General features: G+C 69.4%; 17 protein-coding genes. 9 read left to right on the top strand and 8 right to left on the bottom strand.

Annotated features, from left to right (window positions below; all coding sequences use genetic code 11):
• Nucleotides 1-205 precede the first annotated feature (205 nt).
• Nucleotides 206-1,444, top strand: a complete 1,239-nt coding sequence (locus ACFV15_RS37745) for a DUF222 domain-containing protein (RefSeq protein WP_378356906.1) — start codon at nt 206-208, stop codon at nt 1,442-1,444.
• Here ACFV15_RS37745 and ACFV15_RS37750 read toward each other — a convergent pair.
• Nucleotides 1,417-1,551, bottom strand: a complete 135-nt coding sequence (locus ACFV15_RS37750) for a hypothetical protein (protein WP_378356907.1) — start codon at nt 1,549-1,551, stop codon at nt 1,417-1,419. The genes ACFV15_RS37745 and ACFV15_RS37750 overlap by 28 nt on opposite strands.
• Nucleotides 1,548-3,032 carry an FAD-dependent oxidoreductase gene (locus ACFV15_RS37755; protein WP_378356909.1) on the bottom strand — a complete coding sequence of 495 codons (1,485 nt, stop codon included), beginning with the start codon at nt 3,030-3,032 and terminating at the stop codon, nt 1,548-1,550. Before ACFV15_RS37755 ends, ACFV15_RS37750 begins: the two co-directional genes overlap by 4 nt.
• A gap of 130 nt (nt 3,033-3,162) precedes the next feature.
• On the opposite strand from ACFV15_RS37755, the gene ACFV15_RS37760 reads away from it, so the two are divergent.
• Nucleotides 3,163-6,300, top strand: a complete 3,138-nt coding sequence (locus ACFV15_RS37760) for a BTAD domain-containing putative transcriptional regulator (RefSeq protein ID WP_378356911.1) — start codon at nt 3,163-3,165, stop codon at nt 6,298-6,300.
• On the opposite strand, the gene ACFV15_RS37765 is transcribed toward ACFV15_RS37760, so the two are convergent.
• Nucleotides 6,297-7,487 (bottom strand): nucleotide disphospho-sugar-binding domain-containing protein, encoded by a 1,191-nt coding sequence (locus ACFV15_RS37765; RefSeq protein WP_378356912.1) that lies wholly within the window; start codon nt 7,485-7,487, stop codon nt 6,297-6,299. The two genes, ACFV15_RS37760 and ACFV15_RS37765, sit on opposite strands and share 4 nt — an antisense overlap.
• A 301-nt stretch (nt 7,488-7,788) precedes the next feature.
• Complete coding sequence (locus tag ACFV15_RS37770) at nt 7,789-8,634, bottom strand: helix-turn-helix transcriptional regulator (protein ID WP_378356914.1); 846 nt, start codon at nt 8,632-8,634, stop codon at nt 7,789-7,791.
• Nucleotides 8,635-8,733: 99 nt separating this feature from the next.
• Here ACFV15_RS37770 and ACFV15_RS37775 point away from each other — a divergent pair, with 99 nt between their 5' ends.
• Nucleotides 8,734-9,498, top strand: a complete 765-nt coding sequence (locus tag ACFV15_RS37775) for an SDR family oxidoreductase (RefSeq protein ID WP_378356916.1) — start codon at nt 8,734-8,736, stop codon at nt 9,496-9,498.
• Here the strand turns inward: ACFV15_RS37775 and ACFV15_RS37780 are convergent.
• A complete protein-coding gene (locus ACFV15_RS37780; protein WP_378356917.1) occupies nt 9,490-9,846 on the bottom strand; it encodes a hypothetical protein in 357 nt (118 codons plus the stop codon). The two genes, ACFV15_RS37775 and ACFV15_RS37780, sit on opposite strands and share 9 nt — an antisense overlap.
• Between ACFV15_RS37780 and ACFV15_RS37785 the strand changes: the two genes are divergently transcribed.
• Genes ACFV15_RS37785 through ACFV15_RS37795 form a run of 3 tightly spaced genes read left to right on the top strand, consistent with a single transcriptional unit; the run spans nt 9,841 to nt 12,620 of the window.
• Entirely contained in the window at nt 9,841-10,257 is a 417-nt protein-coding gene (locus tag ACFV15_RS37785; RefSeq protein ID WP_378356919.1) for a RidA family protein, read from the top strand. The two genes, ACFV15_RS37780 and ACFV15_RS37785, sit on opposite strands and share 6 nt — an antisense overlap.
• Before the next feature lie 42 nt (nt 10,258-10,299).
• Entirely contained in the window at nt 10,300-11,700 is a 1,401-nt protein-coding gene (gene mptB / locus ACFV15_RS37790; protein WP_378356921.1) for a polyprenol phosphomannose-dependent alpha 1,6 mannosyltransferase MptB, read from the top strand.
• Complete coding sequence (locus ACFV15_RS37795; RefSeq protein WP_378356922.1) at nt 11,673-12,620, top strand: GNAT family N-acetyltransferase; 948 nt, start codon at nt 11,673-11,675, stop codon at nt 12,618-12,620. Before mptB ends, ACFV15_RS37795 begins: the two co-directional genes overlap by 28 nt.
• A gap of 16 nt (nt 12,621-12,636) precedes the next feature.
• Here ACFV15_RS37795 and ACFV15_RS37800 read toward each other — a convergent pair whose 3' ends face one another.
• Nucleotides 12,637-12,879, bottom strand: a complete 243-nt coding sequence (locus ACFV15_RS37800; protein WP_378356924.1) for a hypothetical protein — start codon at nt 12,877-12,879, stop codon at nt 12,637-12,639.
• Between the two features lie 84 nt (nt 12,880-12,963).
• Between ACFV15_RS37800 and ACFV15_RS37805 the strand changes: the two genes are divergently transcribed.
• The 3 genes from ACFV15_RS37805 to ACFV15_RS37815 all read left to right on the top strand — a co-directional run bounded on the left by ACFV15_RS37805 (nt 12,964) and on the right by ACFV15_RS37815 (nt 15,153).
• Nucleotides 12,964-13,917 (top strand): GNAT family N-acetyltransferase, encoded by a 954-nt coding sequence (locus tag ACFV15_RS37805; RefSeq protein ID WP_378356926.1) that lies wholly within the window; start codon nt 12,964-12,966, stop codon nt 13,915-13,917.
• A gap of 37 nt (nt 13,918-13,954) precedes the next feature.
• Entirely contained in the window at nt 13,955-14,077 is a 123-nt protein-coding gene (locus ACFV15_RS37810) for a hypothetical protein (protein ID WP_378356928.1), read from the top strand.
• A 65-nt stretch (nt 14,078-14,142) separates the two neighbouring features.
• Nucleotides 14,143-15,153 carry a TauD/TfdA dioxygenase family protein gene (locus ACFV15_RS37815; RefSeq protein WP_378356929.1) on the top strand — a complete coding sequence of 337 codons (1,011 nt, stop codon included), beginning with the start codon at nt 14,143-14,145 and terminating at the stop codon, nt 15,151-15,153.
• A 323-nt stretch (nt 15,154-15,476) separates the two neighbouring features.
• On the opposite strand, the gene ACFV15_RS37820 is transcribed toward ACFV15_RS37815, so the two are convergent.
• A complete protein-coding gene (locus ACFV15_RS37820; RefSeq protein WP_378356931.1) occupies nt 15,477-16,370 on the bottom strand; it encodes an endo-beta-N-acetylglucosaminidase H in 894 nt (297 codons plus the stop codon).
• Nucleotides 16,371-16,465: 95 nt separating this feature from the next.
• Nucleotides 16,466-17,791 (bottom strand): serine hydrolase domain-containing protein, encoded by a 1,326-nt coding sequence (locus ACFV15_RS37825; RefSeq protein WP_378356933.1) that lies wholly within the window; start codon nt 17,789-17,791, stop codon nt 16,466-16,468.
• Nucleotides 17,792-17,844 lie beyond the last annotated feature (53 nt).

Genomic DNA, 17,844 nt, shown 5'->3' on the forward strand with positions numbered 1-17,844 from the left:
GGATTGTTTCCTTCGCAAGAACAATCATCCCAAGTCAGAGGGCATCTGCGCGTCCACGACACGATCAACTCACCAAGATCCTCGGCGGATCCAGGTTAAGCGCTTTAAATCCCTCTTAAGCGCCTTAAGCGTTTACTAAGAGAATGCTTTTTGACTTCTGTTTTTTGCACGTGATTTCGAACCGCTGTTCGGGTACATTGAATGTATGGACACGTCCGAGCTGGTGCCGCCGTGGCAGCTTTCCGATCAGGAGCTGACCGCGCACCTCCTCGCGTCCGAAAGAACTCTCCGCCAGGCCTACGGCCGCAACCTGGATCTGGTGGAGGAGTTCGAGAAACGCCGCCTCGCCTCCAGCATCGGCACACGAAGCACAGCCCTGTTCCTGGAACGAATCCTCCTGATGTCAAGGAAAGAGTCCCGCCGGCGAGTACGCCACGCGACCGCCGACATGCCCTTGGCCCGGCACGCCGCCCGCGACGGCGACATCAGCGCCGAACACCTCGACGAACTCGAAAGGATCTTCTCCCAAACCCCGACTTGGCTCACCCCCAAGCAACGCTCCACCGACGAGAACGAACTAGTCGACCTGGCCCGCAAAGCCATCCCCGGCAATGTGCGCCACGCCGGACAACGACTCAAGTCCTATTGGGACATCGACGGCAAAGAGCCGAAAGACCGTGAACAGGAGTTGGCCCGGCCACACCGGGAAGCCCGCTACTGGTTCACCCGGTCTGGCCGCTTCAAGCTCATCTCCGACCTCGACGGCAACGCAGGCAAAATCATCGCCGCCGCCCTAGACACATTGGCCAAGCCGGATGCCGCGGACGAGATGGGCAACCCCGACCCCCGTACCCGCGAGCAACGCCTCGGCGACGCACTCGTACAAGCCTTCGACACCGCCACCCGCTCCTCACGAATGCCCTCCAAAGCCGGAGAACAAGCCGTCGTCATGGTCACCGTCACCCTCGAAGAACTCCAACGGAAAGCAGCGGCGGCGCACCTGCAGGGCTGGGGTGCCGCCAGTACCTCCGAACTACTCAAGATGTGCTGCGACGCCCGCATCGTCCCAGTCGTGATGAACACCAAAGGTGAAATCCTGCACCTGGGCCGCTCCCAGCGGCACGCCACCCGCGGGCAACGCCACGCCCTCGCGGTTCGAGACCGCGGCTGCACCCGACCAGGCTGCACACGCGGCCCCAAATGGTGCATCCCCCACCACGCGGATCAATGGCTCGCCGACAACGGCCCGACCGACCTGAACAACCTCGCCCTCGTCTGCGAACGCGACCATCAACTCATCCACCACGGCGGCTGGGACATCAAAATCGACGGCTCAACGGTCTGGTGGATCCCACCCGCCTACCTAGACCCCACCCGCACTCCGACCAAGAACACCGCCCACGACCCACCCCACCGCTACCGCAACCGCCCCATCCGCGAGTGAACCACCCGAGGATCGACCAGCCGTAGCCAAGCCGCCGCGAGCGCGGCATGACCGGCGGGCGTCGGATGGATGCCGTCCGCGGCCCAGTACTCGGGCCCGGTCGTCACAGCGAGACCTCCGCGCTGCCGAACCACTGACGGGCGGCCTGCTCGAACGTGCCCGCGTCACCGGCCCACGCGATCACCCCGTCGGGACGCACCAGCACCGCGTCCAGCCCGAGGTCGTCGCGAGCCGCAGCCGCCACGTAGCGGATCCGGGTTTCCCAAGCGGAAGCGCGCAGGTCAGCGTGGAAGTCGAGCAGGACACCACGGCCGTCCTGCATCAGGTCGCTGAGGCGGACGCCGCTCTCCAGCTCGAAGTCCGGGGCGACGTGACCGACTAGCGGGTGCGGGTCGCCGAGGTCGTACCGGATCGACGCGCCCGAGAACTTCCGGTACACGTAGGTCGTTCCGTCCGTGGTCGCCAGCAGGTCGCGGATCAAGCTCTGGACCGCCTGGGAGTGCGGGTCCGGCCGCATCGCCGCCACCTGCGCGCGCGTCCAGTCGAGTGCCAGCGCGCCGGGCGGACGACGTTCAGCGGTGTACGTGTCGAGCAGGCCGTCCGGCGCGTGCCCGAGCACGGTCGCCGCGAGCTTCCAGCCGAGGTTGATGGCGTCGCCGATGCCGGTGTTGAGTCCCTGCCCGCCGAGCGGGGACATGATGTGCGCGGCGTCGCCCGCGAGCAGGACTCGGCCCTGCCGGTAGGTCGTGGCCTGCTTCGCGCGATCGGTGAAGGTCGACGAGAGCTGGACACTGGTCAGTGTCACGTCGGTGCCGGAGACCCGGCGCAGCACCGTCTGCAGATGCTCGCGGGTCGGCTCCTGGGAACGGTCGAACGCGCCGCCGTCGAAGTCCATGAAGCCGAGGTGTCCCTCACCCCGCTTGAGGTACATGCCGGTCGGGGTCAGGTTGATCCCGGGGTTCAGCTTCTCTGGATCGGCGAGGGTGGCGAGCACCGTGTAGCCGGTGAACTGGGGCTCGGTGCCCGCGAACGCGAAGCCCGCGAGCTTGCGGACCGTGCTGCGCCCGCCGTCGCAGCCGACGGCCCAGCGTGCCGGGTACTCGTCCTCACCCGCGTACAGGACGACCTTGTCGTCGTACTGGGCGATGTCGGAAACCGTGACACCGCGCCTGATCTCCACGCCGAGCCTCGCCGCCCGCTCGGCCAGCACCGACTCGATGGTTTCGAGGTCGGTCATCACCACATCCGGCGCCTGGCTGGGCAGGCGGTACGGCAGCGCGGTCGTGTCGACTTTGGACGGATCGAGCACGATGCCCGCGAAATGACCGACTCCGCGGCGGCCGGACGAGTCCGTGCCGGGAATCTGCTGCGGGCCCGAGGCCGACAGCAGCGCGTCCAGCAGGCCTCGCCGCTGGAACGCCTCGACCGACGCGGCGAACAGGCCGCGCATTCCGAGCGGGGCCGCGCGCCACGGGGAGCCGGTGTCCGGCTCGCGTTCGAGCACCAGCACAGAACAGCCGGCGAGACCGAGCTCGCAAGCCACGAACAGGCCGACCGGGCCCGCGCCCACGATCACTACGTCATGCATGAGAAATCCCCTTCCGCCGCCGGTTTTCGGCGACACGGCAACACTGGCGGGTGCCGCTCACACGGGGCGCACATCGCGCTGACACGGGGCCACTTGGCGCTCACAGCGGCTCGCAAGCGAAGATCAGGGCATGGACCGGCTGCGCGTGACGCTGCTTGGCGCGTTCGAGGTGTCGCGCGGCGACACGGCGCTGTCCGTTCCGGGTGCACGCCTGCAAGGCCTGGTGGTCCGGCTGGCGCTCGCGGGCGGCCGCGCGGTCGAGCAGAGCGTCCTGATCGACGCGATCTGGGCCGAAGATCCGCCTGCCGATCCCGCGCACGCGTTGCAGGCCCTCGTCTCCCGGCTGCGCCGGACGCTCGGTTCGCCCGACGACGTCACGCAGCTCGCGGGTGGCTACCGCCTGGCCGTGGACGCGGCGGACGTCGACGCGCTGCGGTTCGAGCGGCTCGCGGCCGCGGGCCGTGACCGGCTGCGTGCGGGCGATCCGACGGCCGCGGCCGCCATGCTCGGTGAGGCCGTGACGCTGTGGGGTGACGGTCCGGGCGCCTTGGCGGTGGCGCCCGCTGTCGCGACGCGGCTGGCCGATGTCTTGACCGAGGCGGTCGTCGACCTCGCCGAAGCCGAGCTGGCGCTGGGACGCGCGGACTCGGCAGCCGACCGCTTGACCGCCCTGCTCGCGGATCACCCCGTCCACGAGCGCGCGGCCGCCTCGCTCATGGACGCTCTCGCCGCACAGGGACGCCAAGCCGAAGCCCTCGCGCGGTACGAGCGAATCCGCGAAACGCTGGCCGACGAGCTCGGCACCGATCCGGGCGCCGCGCTGCGGGAACGCCATCTGCGACTGCTCCGCGCCGAGCAACCGGCGCGGCGCCCGAGGACGTTGCCCGCGCCGCTGACGAGTTTCGTCGGCCGGGGCGATGATCTCGCCCGCATCGAAACGCTTCTCGCCACCGGACGGCTTGTGACCGTGCTCGGCCCCGGCGGCGCGGGCAAGACCCGGCTGGCCATTGAGGCCGCGCGCCGCCACGAGCACACCTGGCTGATCGACCTCGCCTCGGTGACCGAGCCTGCGAAGGTCGGCGCGGCGCTGCTGGCCGCGATCGGGCTGCGTGGCTCGGCGTTGTTCGAGGCCGCTGCCGATGACCAAGGCGAGCTGGACGTGCTGATCGATCAGCTCGACGGCCGGGAAAACCTGCTCGTGATGGACAATTGCGAGCACCTGATCGACGCCGTGGCCCATCTGCTCTCGGCTCTGCTGACCCGCTGCGCCGGGCTCCGGGTGCTGGCCACCAGCCGCGAGCCACTCGCCATCGACGGCGAGGCTTTGGTCCCGCTCGGCCCGCTGCCTTTGCCCGAAGTGGACGCGGACGCTGAAGAGGCGAGCCGGACCGAGTCGGTGCGGCTGTTCACCGAGCGGGCCGCGGCCGTCCGGCCAGGCTTCGCCGTCGATGATCAGAACATCGCCGAGGTACTGGGCATTGTCCGCGGTCTGGACGGCATGCCGCTCGCACTCGAACTGGCCGCGGCGCGGTTGCGGACGCTCTCGCTGACCGATCTGGCCGCTGGGTTGTCCGACCGGTTCCGCCTGCTCACCACAGGAAGCCGTACCGCGCTCCCCCGGCATCGCACGCTCCTCGCGGTGATCGAGTGGAGCTGGGATCTGCTCGACGCGGACGCGCGCATGGTCGCGGAGCGGATCTCGGTGCTGCCCGGCGGTGTCACGGCCGCCTCGGCGACCGCGCTCTGCGGGGGCGTCGCGGGCGTTCCGGAGTTGCTCGCCAGCCTGGTCGACCGGTCGTTGCTGCAGCTCGTGCCGGACACCGGGCGCTACCGGATGCTGGAGACGATCCGCGAGTACGGCCTGCGGAACCTGACCGAGCAGGGCGTACTGCCCGACGTCCGCGACCGGGCCGCCCGCTACTTCGCCGATCTGGTCGCCGAGTGCGACCCGCTGCTGCGCGGCCCCGAGCAGCTCGCCGCACTCCACATCCTGCGCGCCGACTACGACAACATCCTCGCCGCACTGCGGTGGCGGTGCGACACCGGGGACGGCGCGATCGCGCTCGCGGTCGATCTCACCTGGTATTGGCAAATGCTGGGCAGGCGTCGCGAGGCGTCCTACTGGCTCGGCGAGGCGATCGCGGCGACGGGCGAGCCGGGTGTGCGGCGCGATATCGCCGAATGGCTGCTCGTCACGACGAGCGCCACGCAAAGCGCACTGGTCAACGACTGGATCAACGAACGCGATGACAACCTGCGCGCGCTCATCGACCGTTTGCTGGCCTACCCGGAGTTGCCGGGTTTCGGCGGCGCGCTGACCATGCTCAGGCTGGTCTTCCTGCACCAGACGGAAGCCTGGCCGTCGATCCTGCAGCGTGTGATCGACGGCCAGGACGTTTGGCTCGCAGGCCTAGCGCTGATGTTCCGCGCCCATTTCGCCGAGAACAGCGGCCATCTCACCCAGGCACGCGAAGACGCGACCGCCGCGCTGGACCGCTTCGCCCAGGCAGGCGACCGCTGGGGCCAGGCCACCGCACTGCCGCTGCGCGCGGCGCTGCGGCAGTCCGACGGCGACCTCGACGGCGCGCTCGCCGACCTCACCGAAACCACGCGGCTCGCCCGCGAGTTCTGGTCACTCAGCCTCAGCGACGAACTCTTCATCGACCTCCGCTGGATCGACCTCTACGTCCGCCTCGACGAAACCCGTGTGCTCGACCTGATCACCGCGACCCGCGAACGCGCGCAGCGCGCGACCTCGCCCGAGATCACGATGCTGCTCGACCTCCAGGAGGCAGGCCTGCGCCTGCGCACCGGCGAGCCGGACCGGGCCCGCGCGCTGCTCGACTCGGCCGAAGCCCGCGTGGCCGAACGGCTCCCGTTCGACGACGACCACGGCCACGCGCTGATCGGCGCGTTCCGGGCCGCCCTCTGCCTCGAACTCGGCGACGCCCCGGGTGCTTCTCAAGCGCTAGGCCGGGCTTATGCGTCGGCGGTCGCGAGCTTGGACATGCCGGTCCTGGCGGTGGTCGCCGTGAGCGTGGCCGGTCTCGCCGCGCTGCACGAGCGAAATGCCGACATGGCCGTCATCCTCGGTGCGGCTTCCCGCCTGCGTGGTGCGCATGACCGCACCGAGCCCCGGATTCGCGAACTCACCCGCCGAGGCCGGGCCGCGCTGGGTGAGGAGATCTTCGCCGCTGAGTACGGCAAGGGCTGGGAGTTGGACAGCGCGGCGGCTGTGTCCGAAGTGGACCCCGCGCGGCTGAGCTAGATACTCGACAGCGCGCGTTCCAGGACGCTGCTCGGGCTCGGCTGGGTGGCCATCTCAGCGGCGACCTCGGCCGCCGCGACGCGGAAGCCGTCCTCGTCGAGCAGCCGTCGCACCAGCGCGCGGACGCCGTCGACTTCGGCTGTCGCCGGGTCCTGGGTGAGGCCGACGCCGCGGTCGGTCACGCGCTTCGCGGACATCGGGTTGTCGGCGAACGCCGGGAGCACGAGTTGCGGCACGCCGTAGAACAACGGCGCCGCGGTCGTGCCGGAGCCGCCGTGGTGGACGATCGCGTCGCAGGTCGGCAAAAACGCCGACAGGGGAAGGAAACCGACCGAACGGACATTGGCCGGGAGGGTGCCGAGCGCGGTCAGGTCCGTGGTGCCCGCCGCGAGCACGACGTCGGCGTCCATGCCGCCGAGTGCTTCGACCACGACGGTGAGGTTGGTGGTGCCGGACAGCGCGGGCACCACGGTGCCGAGGGTGACCGCGACCCGCGGGCGGTCGGCGCGACGCAGTGCCCAGTCCGGTATCGCCGTGCCGCCGTTGAACGGGACGAAACGCATAGGCCACCATGGCACGCCGTCGCGGGCGTCGGGCTCGTCCGCCTCCAGCCCGCCCATGCTGGGCGCGCGGGGGTCGACCCTGGCGACCACGGCCGGGCGCGAGTCGCCGATGCCGAGCTTGACGCGCATCAGGTCGTCGAGTTCGTCCTCGCCGAAGACGTCGTGCTCGGCGAGCCAGTCGGCGTCGCGTGCCGACCAGGAGACCCGGTTGCCGACCTCCAGCGACGGCACACCCAGTGCGGCGGCCGCGAGCATGCCGGCGGCGTGGTCGGAGGTGTAGACGATGAAGTCGGCGCCGAAGGCCCGGCCCGCTTCGATCGTGCCTTCGGTCATGGTGACGGTGAACATCCCGAACGGGTTGCCGGACTTCCCCGCCAGGCGGTATTCCTCCGGCAGATCCGTCGCCGGGTCGGTCTTGCCGCTGACGACGGCCATGAGGTCGCCCCAGACATCGCGCTGCGGGAACACGTCGACGACCGGAAGGCCGGCACGCACACAGACATCGGTCATTTCCGACGTGGTGGCGAGCAGCACCTCGTGCCCGGCCGCGCGGGCGGCCCAGACCAGCGGGATGAGCGGGAGGGTCAAGCCGTAACCGGGCGCCGTGGCGAACAGGATCTTCATGGAACCAGCTTGGCAGAATCCGGCGAGCCTTGCGGGTGGGTGGCTTTTCACGTTTGCCGGCGGGCATGGGGAACATCGACGTGAGCGACGAGCCGATCCCGGTGCGGGTCAACGGCAAACTGCGAGCGCGCCGACGCGGTGCTCAGGCATCTGCGGCGAGTTCCGGAGACTTTGGCGCACGGTAAGGAGAATCTGACCGGGCACGCGGCCGCGCCGTTCGCCCGATCGGCTGTGCGGAAGCTAGAAGGCGTGCGGGGGATCACTCCACCGAAACGCCGTAGGCACGCATCCAGCGGTGGTCCTAGCGAATGTCCTCGAACTGCTCGTGACCCAGCACGCCCAGCAGTTGCAGCTTCTCGAACGCCTCGGTGCGCGGTGGCGCGGTGAGCACCAGCAGCGCCTGCGACTGGTCCTCCGTGAACAGGGCCTGGCAGTCCACCTCGATCTCGCCGAGCTGCGGGTGGATGAGCACCTTGTGGTCCTCGAAGCGTTTCGCGACCTCGTGGCGCTCCCACAGCTCCGCGAACTCGGCGCTCGCGCGGCTCAGCGCCCGCACGAGTTCACCCGCTCGTGAGCGCGGGCCCATCGAGCCATGCGCGGCGCGCAGGCTTGCGACCAGAGCCCGGCTCTGCCGAGCGCGGTCGTGCTCCGGGTAGATCCGGCGCTCGCCGGGATCGGTGAACCAGCGGTAGATCTCGCTGCGGGCGAGCCCGGTGAGCCGGGACTTGTCGCCGTACAACGCTTCGGCGAACCGGTTCTGGACCAGCACCTCGCCGAGGTTGGACAGGATCAGCGCCGGGGTGTCCGACAGCCGGTCCAGCACGCGCAGCAACGCGGGCGCGACGTGCGTGGCGGTCACGGCTTGGGACGGGGCGTTGCGGCCTGCCACCTGGAAGAGGTAGTCGCGCTCGTCATCGGTCAGCCGCAGCGCGCGGGCCAGCGCGGCCAGCATCTGCTCGCTCGGCTGCGGACCGCGTTGCTGCTCCAGCCGCGTGTAGTAGTCGGTGGACATCGCGGCCAGCGCCGCGACCTCCTCCCGCCGCAGGCCGGGCGCCCGCCTGCGCGCACCCGGCCCGAGCCCGACGTCCTCGGGCCGCAGCTCTTCCCTGCGGCGGCGAAGGAACGCCGCCAGCTCCGCACGATCCATACCTCCAGTATCCCGCTCCGGCGGACGGGAACCAGGGATCGCCGATCCCCCGATGAGTGGTCTCTGCCGCCGCACCGTCCGCCAGCCGAGACTCGAAGCATGGACATCAGCGGAAACACCCTCTTCATCCCCGGCGCCACCAGCGGCATCGGCCTGGCACTCGCACTCGCGCTCCAGGCGCGCGGCAACACCGTGATCGTCGGCGGACGGCGCACCGAACTGCTCGAGAAGATCGGCGCCGAGCATGGCCTCGGCACCATCCAGATCGACACGGCCGACCCCGAAAGCATCCAGTCCGCCGCCAAGCAGGTGCTCACCCGCTACCCCGACCTCAACGTGCTGGTCACCATGGCCGGAGTCATGCGCGTCGAGGACTGGCACCAGCCCGAGTCGTTCCTGGAGTCGGCCGAAGACATCATCACGACGAACGTGCTCGGCCCGATCCGGCTGATCGCCGCCTTCGTCGAACACCTGCGGACCCGGCCGTCCGCCACCATCATGACCGTCTCGTCCGGCCTCGCTTTCGCACCGCTCAAGGTGACGCCGAGCTACAACGCCTCCAAGGCCGCCATCCACATGCTCAGCGAGACGCTGCGGCTGCAACTGGCCGACACCTCCGTGCGCGTGCTCGAACTCGAGCCGCCGTCGGTCCGCACCGCGCTCATGCCCGGCCAGGAGGACAACGACCACGCGATGCCGCTCGACGAGTTCGTCGCCGAGGTCATGACGATACTGGAAAGCGAGCCCGACGCCGACGAGATCCAGGTCGAGCGGGTGAAGTTCCTGCGCTACGGCGAGGCTCGCGGCGACTACCAGCAGGTGGTCGCGGCGCTCAACGCCACCGACCCGCACGGTTCAGAGTGACGCACCGACGAACGGCGCCGGCATCGCGCGGCAGCGGTCGTCCGGAGGGCTCAACGCGGTCCGGGTCGTCGATTTCGGCGGCGTGGACCGCGAAAACCACATGATCGGTGAGCAGTCGTCGGAGTCTTTCCCGTCGATGTGGAACGACCCGACGTACTTGGCGGTCTGGGCTTCGTAAACGTCCACCCGGTAGAGCCCTTGGAACGTCTCATGGTGGTAGCCACCCTCGTAGGCGCAGGTATCGAATTCCTTGCCCGTGCCTACGAGGAGCGCACACCCGACGAGCTGCACCTCGTCGGGTTCGACCCTGGCTGAGGACGCGGCGACGCTACTGTCGCCCGCATGCACGAAGCCATCCAGCTGATACGGACACCGCTGCTCACCGACCGGGCCCCGTACGCGTACGCCGCCGTGGCGTCGGACGTGCGAAGCCTGGTGTTCACCGCCGGCGCCTGCCCGCTCGACGAGCGGGGTGAAACGGTCGCCCCCGGCGACATCGCGGCGCAGGCCGAACAGGTGATGGCGAACCTGCGCGTCGCGCTGGCGGCGGCGGGCGCCGAACTCACCGACGTGGTCAAGACGACGGTCTACGTGGCCACCCGTGACCGGCAAGACCTCACGACCGCGTGGGAGGTCGTCAGCGGGCATTTCGGCGGCCACGATGTGCCGAGCACCTTGCTCGGGGTGACGGTGCTGGGCTATCGCGACCAGCTCGTCGAAGTCGAGGCCGTCGCCGCGCTGCGCACGCGGGCCGACTAGCGTTTCGTTGTGCACTCGGGCTACTTGAAGCAGGTTCAGTGGGTGGGGTTCGCCGGGGCGGTGCTGCTCACGGCCGCCGCGCTGGCAGGCAGGTTCCTCGCGCTACCGGGCGGGGCGGCCGCCGCTGTCTTGGCCGCCGGGGTGGCCGGGGTCGGGCTCGTGGTGCTGGCCTGGGCGTTCGCGGGACGGGTGATGCTCACCGGCGAGCAGGACGCGACCTGGCCGCGCCGGACGCTCCTGCTCTGGGGTGCGCCGCTGCTGGCCGCGCCGCCGCTGTTCAGCTCCGACGTCTACAGCTACCTCGCGCAAGGTGAGATCGCGGCCAGGGGGCTCGACCCGTACGCGGTCGGCCCGCGTGCCGGGCTCGGCGCCGCGTCGGCGATCACGCGCCGGGTCAGCGAGTACTGGCAGGACGCGCCGTCGCCGTATGGGCCGGTGTTCAGCGCGGTCGAGCGCTGGATCGCCGGAGTCGCCGGCGAGAACGCGGTGCTCGGCGTGCTCGGATACCGGCTGGCGGCGGTCGCCGGGCTGGCCATGACCGTCTGGGCGGTGCCACGGCTCGCCAGGATCGCGGGCGTGCGCGAAGGTGTCGCGCTGTGGCTGGGCGTGCTGAACCCGTTGGTGCTGTGGCATTTCATCGGTGGCGCGCACAACGACGCGCTGATGGCCGGGCTGATGCTCGCGGGCACGGCCTGCGCGCTCACCGCGCTGGGCGAGAGGCTCGACTCGGTCCGGCTCGGCGCCGGCGTGCTGATGATCTGCCTGGGTGCGCTGGTGAAGTTTCCCGCGATCGTCGCGCTCGCGGTGGTCGGCGTGGCGCTCGCGCGGCGCCGGGGCGCGAGCTACCCGCGGCTCGCGGGCATGGGCGCCGCGGCGGTCGGCGTGTTCGTGGTGGTCGCGGTCGTCGTGTCGGGGCTCGGTAACCTCGGGTTCGGCTGGCTCCCGGCGATGGCGACCTCGGGCTCGGTCAACTCCTGGATGGCGCCGACCAACTGGTTCGGGTTCCTGACCGGCCCACTCGGGCCCGGCACGCAGACCATGATCGGCGTCGGCAAGATCATCGGGTACGTCTTCATCGCCGTGCTGAGCGTGCTGCTGGTGCAACGGCAGCTCAAGGGCCAGATCGGCCCGGTGGCCGCGCTCGGCACGCTCATGGCCGTGGTCGTCGTGCTCGGGCCGGTGATCCAGCCGTGGTACCTGCTGTGGGCGCTGATCCCGCTCGCCTGCGTTGTGGACGTCCACAGAGGACGCGTCGCGCTGGCGGGGCTGAGCGTGGTGTTCGCCGTCGTCATCCCGCCGCTGGCAGGCAACTTCAGCGGCAAGATCGTGCAGCTGGTCATCGGCTACGTCGGCGGGCTGGCCGTGGTCGCGGCCACCGCGCTGATCATGCGCAAGATCGAGGTAACGTCGGCCGCATGGATTCCCTCACGTGGCGCCCGCTGACCATCGAGGACGCGAAGCCGGCCGCAGATCTCCTCAACGCGATCGAGACCGTTGACAAGATCGGCGAGCACTACACCGAGGCGGACACGCTCCAGGAGCTGATCGACCCCTACGCCGACCTGGAGCGCGCGAGCCTCGCCGCGTTCGACGGAGACGTGCTGGTCGGCTACATGAAGGTCCGCCACAAGCCGTCCGCCGAAGTGGTCCACCGCGTCTTCGTGGACGGCGGCGTCCACCCCGGCTACCGCCGCCGCGGCATCGGCACCATGCTGCTGGAGGCCGGGATGGCGGCGGCCAAGGTGGTGCACGCGCTGCACCACCCGACGCGGAAGCTCGTGATCGACGTCCACAAGGCCGAGCACATCGCGGGCGTCCCCGAGCTCGTCCGTTCCCAGGGGTTCGCGCCGGTCCGCTACTTCCAGCGCATGGAGCGCCCGCTCGGCGACGCGCTCACCGCGATTCCCAGCGGGCTCGAGCCATGGTCGGCACGCAACGACGAGGAGTTCCGGCTGGTGCGGAACGAGGCGTACCAGGACTGCTGGGGCGCGGCGCAGATGCCCGCCGACCACTGGCGGAACAAGATCACCAACCAGACTTTCCAGCCAGAGCTCAGTTTTCTCGCCCGCGACACCGACGGGACTCCGGCGGGTGTGCTCGTGACCATGTCGTGGGAGGAGGACACGGCGGCCACCGGCATCCGCGACGCGCACTTCATGGTCATCGGCACGCGTCGCGAACACCGGAACCGAGGGATCGCCGGAGCGCTCATCAGGCGAGCACTGGCCGCGGCCGCCGCCCAGGGTTACGACCGCGCCAGCTTGAACGTCGACTCGGCCAACGCGTCCGGCGGCTTCGGGCTCTTCGAAAAGGCAGGCTTCACACCCACGCAGCGCTACGTGCGCTGGGCACTCGAGTCGTGAGTGGTGCCCGCACGGGTCACCAGCAGGCCGCGTGCCATGGCTGCGCGCAGAGGACACCCATGGTCGTCGCACCGGTGTCGGACGGCGCGGTGGTCTCGGCCGCCGAAGCCACGCCGCCGATACCGGTCAGTGTGAGCCCGGCCGCGAGCAAGGTCATCGCCGCGAACTTCCGCAATGAGGCCAATTCCATCTCCTGGTTCACTTCGATGACGGCCCGCGATTCCCACGGCCCGGAACAGCCAGTCTTCAGAGAGAACACCGTGCCCGTCTAGTGGCGGATGCGCCCTCTTGACAGCCGAAAACGATTCGACGGCGTTCGCGCGGACTGCCACAGTGGCGCACTATGACCAACGCCGAGTTGCTGACCGCCGCGGACGTCGAGCTCATGCAGGAGCTGGCGCAACGGGTCACCGCGACCCGCCTCGACCTGGTGAACAGCGACGCCTCGTACGGCGAGCTGGCCTGGAACTGGGGCAAAGGGCACGCCGCCCAAGGCGCGAGCTGGCGCAAGCGGCTGTGGTTCGACGGTGACAGTCTCGTGGCGTGGGGCTGGGCCCAGCTTCCACGCACCGTCACGCGCAACGACGGCTCTGTCAAGGACATCACCGGCGCCTACCTCGCGTATCAGGTCCACCCCGAGCACGCCGAACTGGTCGACGAGGTCATCGACTGGTACGAGGCCACGGCCGGAAACCTTGAGCGCACCGTCCTTCCGGGAGCCGCCGACGAATTCGGGCTGAAGCGGTGGATGGCGCGCGGCTACGAGACGGACCCCGAAGCGCTCGGCGACACGGGGTCGTGGACTCAGCTCAACGAGCGTGATCTCGTCGACGTGGAAGAGCCGGTTCTGCCTGCCGGATACCGGTTCCGCACGGCGGGCGAAGCCGGGCCGGAGGCCGCGCTTCAGGCCCATGTGGACGCTTGGGCTCCGGTGGCGTACACGGCCGAGAGTTACGAGGGTGTCCGGCAGACGGCCGCGTATCGCGCTGACCTTCACCTTCTCGTCGAGGCACCCGACGGGACCATGGCGTGCTCGACGATCATGTGGCTCGACGAGGTCAACAAGACCGCCGAGTTCGAGCCGGTCGGGACGCATCCGGGGTACCGGCGACTGGGACTGGGGAGGGCGATGCTGCTGCAGGGGATGCGGCTGGCGCGCGACGCAGGCGCCACCCACATGACGGTCGCCTGTCTTGGTGCTCCGGGGCATCCGAACGCGCGCGGGCTGTACTACGGCGTGGGGTTCCGGGAGCTGTCGCGCGACGCACCGCTCATCAAGTTCCCGCCTGCTGGATAGCCTTGACCGCGCATTGAAACCGGCTCACCATGGTCGCGTGCCAGCCGTCAAGGAATTCTCGCTGCTCCGGTGGCTCGACCGTGCCCGTGGCCGGTCGGCAGGCGAGGGTGTCACGGCTCTGCTCCTGCGCCGCGGACGGCTCGGCTCCCCGCCCGCGTAACCCGCCTTCGCCCGGCGGCCACCCCGATGACGGTGGCCAGTTTCGCGACCACTCGGGAGCCGACCATGTCCGTAGAACTTCCTGCCCGCCTCCGGCCCGCGACCGTGCCGTCGGACGGCATCCTCGAAGGCCCGCGCGTGTTGCGGCGCCTGCCCGACGGCGTCGAGGAGCGGCCCTACGAGCTGTTCGCGCTGCGTCCGCTCAGCCGGGTGATCGGCGCCGAGATCGGCGGCGTCAACCTCGCCGAACCACTCACCCCGGCCCTGCGCGACGAGCTCAACCGCGCGCTGCTCGAGTGGAAGGTGCTGTTCTTCCGCGACCAGGACATCACTTCGGCGCAGCAGCGGGCGTTCGCCGCGCACTGGGGTGAGCTGGAGACGAACCCGTTCATCCCCCAGGGCGACACCGAGCACGTCACCCGGTTCGCGCGGTCGGCGAGCATGCCCGCGTTCGAGAACATCTGGCACGTCGACGTCACGTTCCGCCCGAATCCCGCGCTCGGCTCGGTGCTCCGGCTGATCGAGGTCCCGCCCATCGGCGGCGACACGATGTGGGCCGACATGGCCGCCGCCTACGACAACCTGCCCGAAGACATCCGTGATCGGATCGACGGGCTGACCGCCGTGCACGACTTCATCCCCGGGTTCGCCCGCTTCTCCGACCCCGATTTCCTGGCACGCCACCAGGAAGCCTTCCCGCCGGTCGAACATCCCGTGGTCCGCGTCCACCCGGAAACCGGGCGCCGCACGCTCTTCGTCAACCAGGCCTTCACGACCCACATCGTCGGCCTCGCCCCCGACGAGAGCGAGCGGCTGCTGCGCTTCCTGTTCAGCCGCGCGCACATCCCGGAGTTCCAGGTGCGGTTCGGCTGGCGGCCGGGCTCGGTCGCCTTCTGGGACAACCGCGCCACCCAGCACTACGCCGTCAACGACTACCACCCGCACGCCAGGGTGGCCGAGCGCGTGGCGATCGCGGGCGACCGGCCGTTCGGTGAGCACCACGGCCGCGCCGACGAGACCAGGGCCAAGCCACGAGGGCTCGACGCCCTCAGGGCCGGGCTCGGCACAGCCGGCTGAAGGACACGCCAGCGCCAGCAGCAGGCGCCTGGCTCGTGAGCGTTGGTAACGCCCCCGATCGGCTGGGGTGTGTGGGTTTAGGGGCGTTGGACGACCCAAAACCCACACATCAAGGCCCAGCGGGGTGACTGTGGAGGATTCGCGTCGTCCAACGCCGCAAATCCTCCACAGTCACACTTTCGTGGCAAGGGTGGCGTGCTCTGGGCTGGCTTGGTGCGGGCCTCCCTCACCAAGTTCGGTGTGGTGAAGGGAGCCTTCACCACGCTCCGCGTGGTGAACCAGGCACGCCGTGATCATCGTCGGCCGCGACCGGCAACCGATCATCAGCCCGTATACACGGCTTCCTTGCCGTACAACTCCTTCGTGAAGCTGGAGAGGTACGTGTGGGAGTCGGAACCACCGAGGTTGTAGGTCAGGTACACGCCATAACCTTCGCTCACGGTTCGCCGAGCGAAGCTGGCGGCCGTGCTGGTCGACGTCGCGCCGATCTGCACCGCCGCCGGTGACAGCCGCGACTTCGGGAGCGCGATACCCGGCACACTCCAGGTGCCGTAGTACGGGTTCCACGCGTAGCTGAACTTCGACGTGATGTCGACGCCGCCGTAGGACAGCCGCGACGCCGCCGGGCCGATGTTGTACAGCGAGATCAGCTTGGTGGGCATCGCCGCGCGCAACGCGGAGACGAGGTGGACGAACGAGCTGGCGTTCGGCTGGCCGGTGCCGTTCTTGCCGTACTCGGAGTATTCGTCGTCGAAGTCGATGCCGTCGAGCCCGTACTTGGTCACCGCGTCGGACAGCTGCTTCGCGAACGCCTCGGCCGACGCCTTGGTCGGGAAGTTCGCGAAGCCGGCGCCCTGATGGTTGCCCAGAACCGACAGCATGACCTTGATTCCCTTGGCCTGCAACGGCCGGACCTGGGTCGCCACGTTGTCGAGCACGCGCTGCACGTTCGGGTTGAAGGACAGATACGCCGACTTCGTGGTGGTGTTGTAGTTGATGTTGGCGGCGAAGATCACGCCGATGTCGAACACGTTCCCGCCGCCTTGGAGCGCGTACTTGCCGACGTTCAGCATGCTGTTGCTGTTGACCTCGATGTAGGCCACGGAGATCGGCCCTGTCTTCGGGAGCCGCGGTGCGGCCGTTCCGGTGCTCGTCGTCATACCCGCGAGGAGGGCCACGCCCGCCAGCAGCGCGGTGATCCGGCCAAGTTTGGACACCGTTGATCAACTCCCGTCGATTGGGTGAACTCGAGCCTATGTATGTTCTTTTCTCCCAACGTGTCAAGGATTGTGATCGATTGACCTCGGTTGGCCTACGCGGTTCGTCTGGCTCCGTCACGCAGTGCGGTCCGAAGCCCGCATTCCACTGTTGACACCGCGCCGTCCTCGTCACGCAGGAACCGTGCGAACGGCCTGCGCGTGTCACCCGCCCTGGCCACCACGTCCTCGGCTATGAAGACGACCTCGACGGCGGGCGGGGTCTCGATATCGGCGCCGATCGACACCATCCGCGCCCACAACTTGCCGTCCCGCACGGTGAACTCGAACCCCAGCTCACCCGTCGGGAACAGCCCGGCGTACTGCTCCAGCCCGGCAGCCGTCACCGGCTCGGCCTCGGCCGCTGTCAAGCCCACCACGTTCTCCAGGCACCAGTCGACCACCTTCTGGCCCAGTGCCCCGCCGCCGACGCCATTGGTCAGCACGGTGACCGCGAAGTTCTCGGCCGGCACGGTGACGAACTGGGACAGCTGCAGGTTGCTGACGTTGCCGCCGTGCTGGACGAGGTCGGCGCCGCCGTAGCGGGTGAGCAGCCAGCTCAGCGCGACCTGTTCGATCGGGCACGCGGCCGTGCGCTGAGGAGTCCGCCACAGCGCCCTGGTCGCGTCGCTGAGCGGCGATTTATCATGCCCGGTCAGCAAAAACCTCGCCCATCGCAGCTGATCGGCCGCCGTCGACCACAGCCCCCCGCCGGGTCCCACCGACCGCGTCAGGCCCACGTCGTGCTCCACTTCGGACTTCCCGTCGCGCAGGACGTGCCCGACCGCGTGCGGCCGGGTCAGCACATCCCACGGCAGGTACCACGAATCGGTCATGTCCAGCGGCTCCAGCAGCCGCTCACGCACCAGATCCTCGAACACGAGCCCCGAAACGACCTCGGCCACCCGGCCGGCCAGCAGGAAACCCGAGTTGCTGTAAGAGAAAACCTCGCCGACCCCGAACACCTGCGACAGCTCGTCAAAGCGCGCGGTGGCGGCCGCGAGCGCGTCCGAGCCCCAGCCGGTGTCGATGTCCACGTCACCGAGGAACCCGGCCGAGTGGGTCAGCAGATGCCGCATGGTGATGGTGTCCCGCGCGACGGGATCGGCCAGCCGCAGGTCGGGCAGGTACTTCACGACCGGCTCGTCGAGATCCAGCAGCCCGTCCTCGACCAGCGCCAGCACCGCGGCGGCGGTGAACGTCTTGCTCGTCGAACCGATCATGAACAGCGTGCCCGCCTCCACCGGGTGCCCGGTGTCCACACTGGACACCCCGGTGGTCAGCACGGACTCTTCGCCGTTGTGCAGGATGCCGACCGAGGCACCCGGCACGCCGGTTTCACGCGCCCACTCGTCGAGCAATGGCTGCAGTTCCCGATTCATCCTCGTCCCTCTTCCGGCATCGCGGTGCGGTTCCCATCACCGTGGCACCGCGA

It is taken from the genome of Amycolatopsis sp. NPDC059657 (genome assembly GCF_042734395.1).
Classification (GTDB): Bacteria; Actinomycetota; Actinomycetes; order Mycobacteriales; family Pseudonocardiaceae; genus Amycolatopsis.

Excerpts from the sequence above, each read along its gene's own strand:
- ACFV15_RS37760 (WP_378356911.1), top strand. The coding sequence starts at position 3,163 with ATGGACCGGCTGCGCGTGACGCTGCTTGGCGCGTTCGAGGTGTCGCGC.
- ACFV15_RS37755 (WP_378356909.1), bottom strand. The coding sequence starts at position 3,032 with ATGCATGACGTAGTGATCGTGGGCGCGGGCCCGGTCGGCCTGTTCGTG.
- ACFV15_RS37775 (WP_378356916.1), top strand. The coding sequence starts at position 8,734 with ATGGACATCAGCGGAAACACCCTCTTCATCCCCGGCGCCACCAGCGGC.
- ACFV15_RS37815 (WP_378356929.1), top strand. The coding sequence starts at position 14,143 with ATGTCCGTAGAACTTCCTGCCCGCCTCCGGCCCGCGACCGTGCCGTCG.
- ACFV15_RS37785 (WP_378356919.1), top strand. The coding sequence starts at position 9,841 with ATGCACGAAGCCATCCAGCTGATACGGACACCGCTGCTCACCGACCGG.
- ACFV15_RS37770 (WP_378356914.1), bottom strand. The coding sequence starts at position 8,634 with ATGGATCGTGCGGAGCTGGCGGCGTTCCTTCGCCGCCGCAGGGAAGAG.
- ACFV15_RS37795 (WP_378356922.1), top strand. The coding sequence starts at position 11,673 with ATGGATTCCCTCACGTGGCGCCCGCTGACCATCGAGGACGCGAAGCCG.
- ACFV15_RS37805 (WP_378356926.1), top strand. The coding sequence starts at position 12,964 with ATGACCAACGCCGAGTTGCTGACCGCCGCGGACGTCGAGCTCATGCAG.
- ACFV15_RS37765 (WP_378356912.1), bottom strand. The coding sequence starts at position 7,487 with ATGAAGATCCTGTTCGCCACGGCGCCCGGTTACGGCTTGACCCTCCCG.
- ACFV15_RS37745 (WP_378356906.1), top strand. The coding sequence starts at position 206 with ATGGACACGTCCGAGCTGGTGCCGCCGTGGCAGCTTTCCGATCAGGAG.
- ACFV15_RS37825 (WP_378356933.1), bottom strand. The coding sequence starts at position 17,791 with ATGAATCGGGAACTGCAGCCATTGCTCGACGAGTGGGCGCGTGAAACC.